General features: G+C 52.5%; 11 protein-coding genes. All 11 read right to left on the bottom strand.

Going from position 1 to position 12,448, the window contains the following annotated elements; all coding sequences use genetic code 11:
* Window positions 1–10: 10 nt before the first annotated feature.
* Window positions 11–1,183, bottom strand: coding sequence for a multidrug efflux MFS transporter periplasmic adaptor subunit EmrA (emrA, locus tag ESM_RS0106755; protein ID WP_001516927.1), 1,173 nt, complete (start codon window positions 1,181–1,183; stop codon window positions 11–13).
* A 126-nt stretch (window positions 1,184–1,309) separates the two neighbouring features.
* Window positions 1,310–1,840 carry a multidrug efflux transporter EmrAB transcriptional repressor EmrR gene (emrR, locus tag ESM_RS0106750; RefSeq protein WP_000378441.1) on the bottom strand — a complete coding sequence of 177 codons (531 nt, stop codon included), beginning with the start codon at window positions 1,838–1,840 and terminating at the stop codon, window positions 1,310–1,312.
* A gap of 90 nt (window positions 1,841–1,930) precedes the next feature.
* A complete protein-coding gene (gene ygaH / locus ESM_RS0106745; RefSeq protein WP_000119743.1) occupies window positions 1,931–2,266 on the bottom strand; it encodes an L-valine transporter subunit YgaH in 336 nt (111 codons plus the stop codon).
* The gene (gene ygaZ, locus ESM_RS0106740) at window positions 2,256–2,993 is read right to left on the bottom strand and encodes an L-valine exporter subunit YgaZ (protein ID WP_000254577.1); all 738 of its coding nucleotides are present in this window, start codon (window positions 2,991–2,993) and stop codon (window positions 2,256–2,258) included. Before ygaZ ends, ygaH begins: the two co-directional genes overlap by 11 nt.
* 123 nt (window positions 2,994–3,116) lie before the next feature.
* On the bottom strand, window positions 3,117–4,301 hold the full coding sequence (locus ESM_RS0106735) for an MFS transporter (protein WP_000165692.1): 1,185 nt from the start codon (window positions 4,299–4,301) through the stop codon (window positions 3,117–3,119).
* A gap of 150 nt (window positions 4,302–4,451) precedes the next feature.
* Window positions 4,452–5,669, bottom strand: coding sequence for a 2-oxoglutarate dehydrogenase complex dihydrolipoyllysine-residue succinyltransferase (gene odhB, locus ESM_RS0106730; RefSeq protein ID WP_000099819.1), 1,218 nt, complete (start codon window positions 5,667–5,669; stop codon window positions 4,452–4,454).
* Between the two features lie 14 nt (window positions 5,670–5,683).
* Window positions 5,684–8,485 carry a 2-oxoglutarate dehydrogenase E1 component gene (sucA, locus tag ESM_RS0106725; RefSeq protein ID WP_001181470.1) on the bottom strand — a complete coding sequence of 934 codons (2,802 nt, stop codon included), beginning with the start codon at window positions 8,483–8,485 and terminating at the stop codon, window positions 5,684–5,686.
* Between the two features lie 388 nt (window positions 8,486–8,873).
* Window positions 8,874–9,590 carry a succinate dehydrogenase iron-sulfur subunit SdhB gene (gene sdhB / locus ESM_RS0106720; protein ID WP_001235258.1) on the bottom strand — a complete coding sequence of 239 codons (717 nt, stop codon included), beginning with the start codon at window positions 9,588–9,590 and terminating at the stop codon, window positions 8,874–8,876.
* Between the two features lie 15 nt (window positions 9,591–9,605).
* Entirely contained in the window at window positions 9,606–11,372 is a 1,767-nt protein-coding gene (gene sdhA, locus ESM_RS0106715) for a succinate dehydrogenase flavoprotein subunit (RefSeq protein WP_000775533.1), read from the bottom strand.
* Entirely contained in the window at window positions 11,372–11,719 is a 348-nt protein-coding gene (gene sdhD, locus ESM_RS0106710) for a succinate dehydrogenase membrane anchor subunit (RefSeq protein WP_000254367.1), read from the bottom strand. The genes sdhA and sdhD overlap by 1 nt, the downstream gene beginning before the upstream one ends.
* A complete protein-coding gene (sdhC, locus tag ESM_RS0106705) occupies window positions 11,713–12,117 on the bottom strand; it encodes a succinate dehydrogenase cytochrome b556 subunit (RefSeq protein ID WP_000263344.1) in 405 nt (134 codons plus the stop codon). Before sdhC ends, sdhD begins: the two co-directional genes overlap by 7 nt.
* Window positions 12,118–12,448: the final 331 nt, after the last annotated feature.

Here is a 12,448-nt window from a genome sequence, read left to right as displayed (position 1 = left end):
CACCTCTGGATTAGCCAGCGTTAGCTTTTACGATATCGTCGATCAGTTTATTGACGGGTTCCAGGCTGATTTCACGAGCGGTACTTACTGCTACCGGCGTGGAACGTACTTTGTTAGCCAGTACCTGGCCGTCACGGTTAGTGGTATTGACGCTCACCAGTGTGGATAAACCGATCCGTAGCGGATATTGCTCAAGTTGCTTTTGATCCAACTCGATGCGAACAGGCAGACGCTGAACCACTTTGATCCAGTTACCGGTAGCGTTTTGCGCCGGAAGCAGCGAAAACGCGCTACCCGTACCCATATCCAGACCGACCACTTTACCGGTGTATTTCACGTCATCACCGTAAATATCAGTGGTGATGGTGACCGGCTGGCCGATACGCATATTGGCAATCTGGGTCTCTTTAAAGTTGGCATCCACCCACATATTAGTCGCCGGAACGACCGCCATCAGCGGCGTTGTTGGGCTAATTTGCGCACCCGGTTGAACGGCACGGCGGGAGACATAACCGGTCATCGGGCTGACAATACGGGTACGTTCCAGCGCCAGCCAGGCATTGCGCACTTCAGTGGCAGCTTGTTGCACGGCCGGTTGATCTTCCAGTTTAGTACCCAGAATCATCGCCTGATTGGCATTGTATTGTTGAATGGCGACATCCAGTTGCGCCTGGGCGCTGGTAACAGCATCGCGGGCGTGTTGCAGCTCTTCGCGGCCAATCAGGTTGGCATTACCCAGCGGCACGCGGCGGTTGTAGTCGCTTTGTGCTTTGGCGAGGGCGATTTTCTGCACCTCAATATTTGCCTGCAACTGCTTGCTGTTAATCATCAGTTGGTGGGTCTGACGTACGCTGGAAGCCAGTGCTGTTTTGGCTTTTTCAAACGCCTGGCGAGCATCAGTCGGGTCGAGAGTGACCAGCACATCGCCTTCTTTTACAAAATCGGTGTTATCGGCCCAGACTTTCGTCACGCTGCCTGACACCTGAGACATAATTTGAATCTGATTCCCTGCCACGTATGCGTCATCAGTTTCTTCGAAATGACGCAGTACCAAAAACCAATAAATCCCTATCGCTACGGCAATAATAATAAAGAGCAAGGTGAGAAGGAGGAGCAGACGCTTACGTTTGCCGCTCTTCTTTACCGGTTGCTGCGGGCTTTGTGTCTCCGCATTTGCGCTCATAGTATTCTCCACGATCTTCTTAACTCATCGGCTGAGCCGACCTGCTTGCCAAAAAGGCCAGCACGTTGCGATGCTGGCCGGTCAGTTTTTCTTTTATAAATCTGGATTTTTGAGCGAGATGACGCGTTAGCTCATCGCTTCGAGAACCGCACCGTCTTGTTCCATCTGATCGAGACGGGAGAGCAATTTGCGGGTGATTTGCTCAAGCTGATCTTTTTCTGTTGTGCTGAGCGCGGACCAGAGTTGATGCAGGCAGTTATGCTGCGGCGGTAAAACCTCGCGCAAAAACTCGTGACCTTTTTCCGTTAATTGCAGATGCAGGCAGCGGCGATCGTTATCGCTTTCACGACGTTCGATCCAGCCGCGTTTTTCCAGTTCATCGGCAATACGCGTCGCATTGGTACGGGATGATCCAAGAGCACAACTTAATTCAGAAGGCTGAATGCTGTGGTTTTCCTGAGACTCCAGCGTAATCAACGCCATAAACAACGTCTCGTTAATCCCCTGAGCCTTCAGCATTTTATTGCGGTTTTCCAGCAACTTGCTCTGCATATGCATGCAAAGACGGGTCAGAAGGATCTCCTGATAAGGAAAATCTTCGTGGCGGCTGGCGCGAAATTTTAGCATTTGTTCAATGGGCGTAAACGAACTATCCATTTGGGTATGACCTCATTAATTTCAGCCGAAATAGTAACGACAGTGACAAATAAAGTAAATGTATTGTTTTAGAAAAATGATTCTTGTGGGTTATATAATCGCCATCACTTTCCAGGCCAGCCCGTAGGCCAGCGCACTTATCAGAGTGGGGACGATAATGCTGCGTGTTTTATAGAAACTGCCACCCAATACTGCAAAACCAACCAGTGTGGGCACGAAGCGGCGTGAGTCGTGCATCACTTCTGGTGCGGTAGAGACAACCAGCAGAGCGCAAATTGAGGCGATGCCAATGGTGTCGAGCAAAATACCCACCGCGCCACGCTTGGTTGGGCGGGTATTACCCATCCGCAGGCGCAGTGGTAAATAGCGGAAGCAGTAATTCGCCGCGCCAACCAGTAATCCAAGCAGTAAAACCTCATAGCTCATCAGCGGCTCCTTGCCAGAATGCCTGGATTAACGCAGTGAGGCAGCCAAAGACAATGCCTGCCAGAATGGCGACGGGAATAGAAAATAGCGTTACGCCTGCAAGGGCACCAACTAACGCTGCGGTAACGCAAAGAGATTGTTTGCGCTGGAAAGAGGCGAGCAGGAAACTCATAAAGAGAGCCGGCAGCATAAAGCCTAATGCTGCTTCAACGGCGGGATAACCTTGCAGCAAACCGCCGCCCGAAAATGCCCCTATTACCGTACCAAATACCCACGATGACCATGAACTGAAGGCAATGCCGATCATCCAGTTTTCGCTCCAGCGGCGATTATTACGAACCAGTTTTGCCGTTGCAGCGGCAAAAACCTCGTCCGTCAGGCCAAACGCCCACAGGGCGGTTTTCGATTTTTGCAGACGCTGAACAATACGGCTACGCAGTGACGGGCCATACAAAACATGGCGAACATCCATTGCCATCACGGTCAGTGCAGCAATCCACAAACTACTCCCGGCTGCCAGCATCGCGGTAATGACAAACTGGCTCGCACCTGCATAAATGATGCAGGAGAAAAAAACACTTTCGAGGGGAGTGAAGCCCTGGCGGGTTGCATTCAGACCGAACGCAAAAGCCACCGGAATATAACTAATAACAATCGGTAAACTGTCTTTGCATCCTTCCATGAAGGTCGCCGGACCAGAAGCTGGCAGAGGAGTAGGGCTTACCATAGAGTGTACGCTTAACGATTGTTAATATTATAAACAGACTGAATGAATATCTTAACCTTATCAGACTGATGGGCTTCTTAACACCCTTATAAGTGTAAAGCCACGAAAACGGTTGCTGATTGCTTAATTTGCGGCTTCCTGACGATGAAAACCTCGCCACCAGACCACCAGGTTAACCAGGGCGATCACCGCGCCAGCCAGACAAACGCCAGCCCAACCCGCATGTTGCCAGGCGGATGCAGAAATCAGTGAACCGGCAGCACCGCCAATAAAGTAACTGGTCATGTAGCCTGCGGTCAGGCGATTACGCGCATCAGGGTGAATACGGTAAATCACGGTTTGATTGGTGATATGCACGCCCTGGACGGTGAGATCCAGCACCAGGATGCCGATAATCAGCGCCAGTACGGAAGTTTGACCAAACCAGATTGCCAGCCATGAAAGTAACAACAACAGCAGACCAAACGTTGTTGTGAGGTGCGATTTTCCTTTATCGGCAAAACCGCCCGCCGGGCGAGCGCCCAACGCCCCGGCAGCTCCCGCAAGGCCAAACAGACCAATCACGCCATCGCTGTAATTAAAAGGCGGCGCGGCGAGCAAAAAAGCCATCGATGTCCATAGAATGCTGAAGTTGGCAAAGGTCAGGCAGCCCAGTAACGCGCGGGTACGCAGGATCTTATCGCTGATAAACATGCTGAAAACGGAACCTAACAACTGTGGGTAGTTGAGGTGGTTTTCTGATTTCATTTGTGGCAGGCCGCGCCATAACGCCAGCGCCATCAGTGCCATTAACACCGATGCGACCCAGAAGACGGTGCGCCAGCCGCCGAGGTTTGCCAGCAATCCTGCAACGGTACGTGCCAGCAAAATCCCCAGTAGCAAACCGCTCATAATGGTGCCAACCACCTTGCCGCGTTTGTCTGGTGAAGCCAGTGTTGCCGCCAGTGGAACCAGAATTTGCGCCACGACCGAGAATAAACCGGTTAATGCCGTTCCAAGGATCATCATGGCGAGTGATTGACTGCTGGCGGTGATCAACATACCGCCTGCAGCCAGTAAGGTCATGGAAACAATCAGGCGTCGGCGTTCAAACATATCGCCCAGTGGGACAAGAAACAGCAGGCCAGCGGCATAGCCTAATTGTGCGGCGGTGACAATAAAGCCCGCCGAACTGGCGGAAAGAGAAAAGTTACGCGCGATGGTGTCGAGCAATGGCTGGGCGTAATAGTTGCTGGCGACTGCCAGACCGGTGGCGATCGACATCAGCACGATCAGCGCCGGGCTAAGCTCATGATTGGGTTTAGTCATTATTTTGTTTATCAGGTGATGATTAAGCTGGAAATCAATAATAGCGGATGTTTATGAATGGGGGCGAAAGATAGCTTGTTGAAATGTGCTATTCATCGGATGCGGCGATAACGCCTTATCCAGTCTACAGTGCAGGTGAGGCTTAAACTACTACACGTCCAGCAGCAGACGCGTCGGATCTTCCAGCAACTCTTTGATTGTCACCAGGAAACCCACGGATTCGCGACCATCGATCAGGCGGTGATCGTAGGACAGCGCCAGGTACATCATCGGCAGGATCTCAACCTGACCATTCACCGCCATCGGACGATCTTTAATAGCGTGCATGCCCAGAATTGCGCTCTGCGGCGGGTTGATGATAGGCGTAGACATCAGGGAACCGAACACACCACCGTTGGTGATGGTAAAGTTACCACCGGTCAGATCTTCAACCGTCAGCTTACCGTCACGGCCTTTCACAGCCAGCTCTTTGATTTTCTTCTCAATGTCAGCCATGCCGAGGGTATCGACATCACGCAGAACCGGCGTTACCAGACCGCGCGGCGTAGAAACTGCCATGCTAACGTCGAAATAGTTGTGGTAAACCACATCATCGCCATCAATAGATGCGTTCACTTCCGGGTAACGTTTCAGCGCTTCAACAACCGCTTTCACATAGAAGGACATAAAGCCCAGACGGATGCCGTGGCGTTTTTCAAACGCTTCACCGTACTGCTTACGCAGATCCATAATCGGCTTCATGTTGACTTCGTTGAACGTGGTCAGCATAGCGGTGGAGTTTTTCGCTTCCAACAGACGCTCTGCCACGCGCTTACGCAGACGAGTCATCGGTACACGTTTTTCGCTACGAGCAGCCAGTGCTGGTTGAGCCGCCGGAGCAGTTGCTGCCGGAGTTGCATCTTTCGCCGGGGCTTTCGCCAGATGTTTTTCCACATCTTCACGGGTCAGACGACCGCCAACACCGGTGCCTTTAATAGCGCTGGCATCGAGGTTGTGTTCAGCCAGCAGGCGACGGATCGCCGGGCTTAACGCGTCGTTGTTTTGCTCTTCCAGAGACGCCTGCTGACGTTGCGCAGGCGTGGACGCTTTCTCTTCAGATTTAGCGCTGGTTTCTTTACCCGCGCTATTGCCTTCACGCAGGCGGCCGAGGATCTGACGAGACGTTACGGTTGTACCTTCATCTTCCAGAACCGCATCCAGAATGCCGTCTGCTGATGCCGGTACTTCCAGTACCACTTTGTCAGTTTCGATTTCCACCAGCACTTCATCACGTACGACTGCGTCGCCGGGTTTTTTATGCCAGGTTGCGACGGTGGCATCAGCTACGGATTCAGGCAGGTCAGGGACCAGAATATCTACGCTACTCATTTTGTATCCTTTATTTATTCGACGTTCAGCGCGTCATTAACCAGATCTTGTTGCTGTTTCTGGTGAACGGACATATATCCTACCGCCGGAGAGGCGGAGGCCGGGCGGCCTGCATAACGCAGAGAAGCCCCAAACGGAATCACTTCACGGAAATGATGCTGGCTGCAGTACCATGCGCCCTGGTTGAGCGGCTCTTCCTGGCACCAGACAAAATCCTTGACGTGAGCAAACTGCTGCAACACTTCCTGCATCGCTTTATGCGGGAACGGGTAGAGTTGCTCGATACGCACGATGGCGACATCTTGTTGATTGTTCTTACGGCGTTGTTCAAGCAGGTCGTAATAAACCTTACCAGAACACATCACTACGCGCTTCACGCCCTTCGGATCAAGCTCGTCGATTTCACCGATGGCTGGCAGGAAGGTGCCGTTCGCCAGCTCTTCGAGGCTGGAAACCGCCAGCGGATGACGCAGCAGCGATTTCGGTGACATGACCACCAGCGGACGACGCATCCCGCGCAGCGCCTGGCGACGCAGCATGTGGTAAACCTGTGCCGGAGTAGACGGTACGCAAACCTGCATGTTTTGCTCGGCGCAAAGTTGCAGATAACGTTCCAGACGCGCGGAGGAGTGCTCCGGCCCCTGCCCTTCGTAACCGTGCGGCAGCAGCATCACCAGACCACACATACGGCCCCATTTCTGTTCGCCGGAGGAGATGAACTGGTCAATAACGACCTGGGCACCGTTGGCAAAGTCACCGAACTGTGCTTCCCAGATGGTCAACGTCCGCGGTTCTGCGGTGGCATAACCGTATTCAAATGCCAGCACTGCTTCTTCAGACAGTACGGAGTCCCAGACGCGGAACGCGCCCTGACCGTTATGAATATGTTGCAGCGGCGTATAAGTGGAGCCGTTGGACTGGTTGTGAATCACTGCGTGACGGTGGAAGAAGGTTCCGCGACCGGAGTCTTCACCAGACAGACGAACCGGAATACCTTCATCAACCAGCGTGGCGTAAGCAAGGTTTTCCGCGCCGCCCCAGTCAAACAGTTTTTCACCGGCCGCCATCGCCTGGCGATCACCATAAATCTTGGCAACGCGAGACTGCATCTCAATGGCTTCTGGCACCGTGCTGATACGTTTTGCCAGTTCCTGCAAACGCTTCATCTCAACCTTGTTCGGGTATTCTTCATCCCATTCGTGGTTGAGATACGGCGACCAGGTGAAAGAGTGCATGTTCATCGGACGCCACTCAGCCACTACGCAATCGCCCGCATCCAGCGCATCGCGGTACAGGTTAACCATCTCGGTGGCATCTTCCAGCGTCGCCACTTTTTCCTGCTCCAGCTTGTCCGCGTAGATTTTGCGCGGCGTCGGATGTTTTTTGATTTTCTGATACATCAGCGGCTGGGTTGCACTCGGCTCGTCGGCTTCGTTGTGGCCGTGACGGCGGTAGCATACCAGGTCGATGAAAACATCACGTTTGAAGGTGTTACGGAAATCGAGCGCCAGACGGGTAACAAAGGCAACCGCTTCCGGATCATCCGCATTAACGTGGAAAATCGGTGCCTGTACCATCTTACCAATATCAGTACAGTACGGCGTAGAACGGGCATCCAGCGGGTTAGAGGTAGTGAAGCCCACCTGGTTATTGATAACGATACGCACCGTACCGCCAACTTCATAACCACGCGCTTTCGACATGTTCAGGGTTTCCTGAACTACGCCCTGTCCGGTCACTGCGGCATCACCGTGGATGGTGATTGGCAGCACTTTGTTGCTGCTCGGCTCATCAAGTCTGTCCAGACGGGCACGAACAGAACCGATAACCACCGGGCTTACAATCTCAAGGTGAGACGGGTTAAACGCCAGCGCCAGGTGTACCAGGCCGCCATCGGTCTGGAAGTCAGACGAGAAGCCCATGTGGTATTTCACGTCGCCCGTGCCGAGGTGTTCTTTATGTTTACCGGCAAACTCGTCGAACAAGTCTTGCGGTTTTTTACCCAGCACGTTCACCAGCACGTTCAGACGACCACGGTGCGCCATCCCGAGAACCACTTCGCGGGTGCCGCTGTTGCCAGCGTGGCGGATCATCTCTTTAAGCATCGGGATTAACGCGTCACCGCCTTCCAGCGAGAAGCGTTTTGCGCCAGGGAATTTTGCACCGAGGTAACGTTCAAGGCCTTCAGCGGCGGTCAGTTCGCTTAAGAAGCGTTTTTTCTCTTCGCTATTGAACGTCGCGCGACCAGACTCGATACGCTGTTGGATCCAGCGTTTTTCTTCGGTGCTGGTAATGTGCATATACTCGGCGCCAATCGGGCCGCAGTAGGTTTGCTTGAGAGCTTCCAGCAGCTCGCCGAGTTTCATGGTTTCTTTGCCGCTGGCAAATGAACCGACGTTGAAGGTCTCCTGGAAGTCTGCTTCGGTCAGATCGTGGAAAGACGGATCCAGATCGGCCACTTTATCTTGCTGCCACAGTCCCAGCGGATCGAGATTCGCATGTTGGTGACCACGGAAGCGATATGCGTTAATGAGCTGCAGGACTTTAACCTGCTTCACATTGGTGTCAGGGTCGGAGATCGTTGAAGAGTAACGTGAAGCATCTTTCGCCAGGCGGCGGAAATATTCACGCGTTTGAGAGTGGAATTGATCCGGTTTGACTCCCGTACCAGGTAACTGCTGGAACGTCGAACGCCAGTTAGCGTCAACCGAGTCAGGATCGGTTAAGAAGTCTTCATAGAGCTGTTCTATCCAGCTCTGGTTTGCGCCAGAGAGGTAAGAAGAGTCCAACCAGGCTTTCAAAGCGCTGTTCTGCATCGTGATCCCTTAAGCATCTTTTTTATGCTTACTTAATACTCTAAATAGTTCACGTTTCAGGAAGTTGGTCAGCTTGTGAATCCCCGGGAGCTTACACTCAGTAAGTGACCGGGGTAAGCAAGCGCAACCAACGCACATGCAACGTGAAATATGACGAGTATTTTCGCCGTGGATACTACCACGCACAATGATGTGCGTGCCGGGGTTCACTTGTTGCGGACTTGTCGTATTTTCTGCGTCCGCTAAGGAACCTTTAAAAACTGTCTTAGTGTCAGGGGCAGTTTTTAAAGATTTCCTGCATTTCTTTTGTAGGCCGGATAAGGCGTTCACGCCGCATCCGGCTCTGGTTGCCTGATGCGACGCTTGCGCATCTTATCAGGCCTGAGGTTTACGCATTGCGTTGCAACAACATCGACTTGATATGGCCGATGGCGCGCGTCGGGTTCAGCCCTTTTGGACAGACACTGACGCAGTTCATGATGCTGTGACAGCGGAATACACTGAATGCATCGCTCAAACCGTCAAGGCGGCTGTCAGTCTCGGTATCACGGCTATCGATAAGGAAACGATACGCCGCTAACAAGCCTGCCGGACCGATAAACTTATCGGGGTTCCACCAGAAAGACGGACAAGAGGTTGAACAACATGCGCAGAGAATACATTCATACAGCCCGTCGAGTTTTTCACGTTGCTCTGGCATTTGTAAATGCTCACGAGCTGGTAGATTTTGTCCATTATTCAACAAGTAAGGCTTAATTTTCTCATATTGGGCATAGAATTGTCCCATGTCTACCACCAAATCGCGGATCACCGGTAAACCAGGCAGCGGGCGAATCACAATCTTCTTGCCCGGCTGGTTGAGTGCCGAAATTGGGGTTATACAAGCCAGACCATTTTTGCCGTTCATGTTCAGACCGTCAGAACCGCACACCCCTTCACGGCAGGAGCGGCGGAACGACAGGCTGGGATCTTTCTCTTTGAGCTGAATAAGCGCATCCAGCAGCATCATGTCGCGACCTTCTTCCGCTTCCAGGGTGTAATCCTGCATACGCGGAGCATCATCAACATCCGGGTTATAGCGATAAATTGAAAACTCGAGTCTCATTTTCCTGTCTCCGCATTAGTAAGTACGAATCTTCGGCGGGAATGCCGGGCGCAGTTTCGGTTCCATGTTGACGCTACGTCGCGTCATGGATTCCGACTCTGGCAGATACAGGGAGTGGCACAGCCAGTTTTCATCATCACGATCCGGGAAGTCGAAGCGGCTATGCGCGCCACGGCTTTCGGTACGGAAATTAGCAGAAACAGCCGTTGCATAAGCCGTTTCCATCAGGTTATCCAGTTCCAGGCACTCAACGCGCTGAGTGTTGAACTCACTGGAGGTGTCATCCAGACGAGCATTTTTCAGCCGCTCGCGGATCACTTTCAACTGCTCAAGACCTTTCGCCATCGCATCACCTTCCCGGAATACCGAGAAGTTATGCTGCATACATTCTTGCAGTGCTTTGCGAATCGCCACCGGATCTTCACCGTTACGGTTGTTGTTCCAGCGATTCATGCGTTCCAGAGAGGCTTCAACATCAGACTCGCTGGCATCGCGCAGTGCACCCTGTTCACTGATAGATTCTTGCAGATGCAGACCCGCCGCTCGTCCAAATACCACCAGATCCAGCAGAGAGTTACCGCCAAGACGGTTAGCGCCGTGTACCGATACACAGGCAATTTCGCCCACCGCAAACAGCCCTGGAATCACCACATCTTCGCCTTTCTCGTTCACGGTCAGCGCCTGACCAGTCACTTTGGTCGGAATACCGCCCATCATGTAGTGGCAGGTTGGGATAACCGGAATCGGTTCTTTCACCGGATCGACGTGAGCAAAGGTTCGGGAGAGTTCAAGGATACCCGGCAGACGGGATTCAAGAACTTCTTTACCCAGGTGGTCGAGTTTCAGTTTTGCGTGTGGCCCCCACGGACCATCACAGCCGCGACCTTCACGAATTTCGATCATGATGGAACGCGCCACCACATCACGCCCCGCCAGGTCTTTGGCGTTCGGTGCATAACGCTCCATAAAGCGTTCGCCATGTTTGTTCAGCAGATAACCGCCTTCACCACGACAACCTTCAGTCACCAGCACACCCGCACCCGCAATGCCGGTCGGGTGGAACTGCCACATTTCCATATCCTGCACTGGTACGCCAGCACGGATAGCCATGCCAACGCCGTCGCCGGTATTAATGTGGGCGTTAGTGGTGGACTGATAAATACGCCCAGCCCCGCCAGTCGCCAGCACCGTTGCGCGGGCTTTGAAGTAAACCACTTCACCGGTTTCGATGCACAGTGCGGTACAACCAACCACCGCGCCATCCTGATTTTTCACCAGATCCAGCGCATACCATTCGGAGAAAATCGTGGTGTGATTTTTCAGGTTCTGTTGGTAAAGCGTGTGCAACAGTGCATGACCGGTACGGTCAGCCGCCGCCGCAGTACGTGCCGCCTGCTCACCGCCGAAGTTTTTCGACTGACCGCCAAATGGACGCTGATAAATACGACCATCATCAAGGCGCGAGAACGGCAGGCCCATATGTTCCAGTTCCAGAATCGCTTCCGGCCCGGTTTTACACATATATTCAATCGCGTCCTGGTCACCGATATAGTCCGACCCTTTGACGGTGTCGTACATATGCCATTCCCAGTTATCTTCATGGGTATTACCCAGCGCAACGGTAATGCCGCCTTGCGCAGAAACAGTATGGGAACGGGTCGGGAAGACTTTGGAAAGCAGCGCACAGGTCTGGCCGCTCTGGGAAATTTGCAGCGCCGCGCGCATACCTGCGCCACCGGCACCAATCACAACTGCATCAAATTCTCTGACTGGCAATTTCATCACACACCCCACACCACAACGAATCCATAAATCACGTAAACCACCAGCGCAACAACAATTACCAGTTGCAGCATCAGACGCAAGGCCAGCGGTTTAACGTAGTCGGTCAACACCTGCCACATGCCGATCCAGGCATGAATCAAGATGGAAAACAGCGCCAGCAGGGTAAACACTTTGGTGAACGCAGAGGCAAAGAAACCGATCCAGACTTCATATGTCAGCTCGCTACTGGTAGCGAAAAAACCAACCATATAAATGATGTAGAGCGTCAGGACGATAGCGGTGGCGCGAACGAGGATGAAATCATGTACGCCATTGCGTCCTAATGCGGAGGCGTTGCTTACCATACGAGGACTCCTGCGAGAAGTGAAAGCACGACAGTGATAACAAAGGAGATTTTGGCGGAGCGTTTACCCGCTTCGAATGTTTCTTCCAGATAGCCAAAATCCATCATCATGTGGCGAATACCTACGACGACGTGATATGCCAGAGCGGTAAGGATGCCCCACATGATAAATTTGACGAAGAAGCTGCCCATAATGGCGGAAGCTTGTTCGAAACCTTCGGGGGAAGAGAGACTGGAACCCAGAAGCCACAGCAGGATGCCCACTGCAACAAACGTGATCACACCGGAAACGCGATGAAGAATGGACGCTATCGCCGTGATGGGGAACCGGATGGTCTGTAGGTCCAGATTAACAGGTCTTTGTTTTTTCACATTTCTTATCATGAATAACGCCCACATGCTGTTCTTATTATTCCCTGGGGACTACGGGTACAGAGGATAACTTTCTGTTACCTGGAGACGTCGGGATTTCCTTCCTCCGGTCTGCTTGCGGGTCAGACAGCGTCCTTTCTATAACTGCGCGTCATGCAAAACACTGCTTCCAGATGCGAAAACGACACGTTACAACGCTGGGTGGCTCGGGATTGCAGGGTGTTCCGGAGACCTGGCGGCAGTATAGGCCGTTCACAAAATCATTACAATTAACCTACATATGGTTTGTCTGGTTTTATCCAGAACAGTGATCTGAGTCACGATAAAAACATTTATTTAATTTTTAATCATCTAGTTT

The organism is Escherichia sp. TW09308, assembly GCF_000208565.1.
GTDB lineage: Bacteria > Pseudomonadota > Gammaproteobacteria > Enterobacterales > Enterobacteriaceae > Escherichia > Escherichia marmotae.
This window is presented reverse-complemented; position numbering and strand designations above follow the sequence as displayed.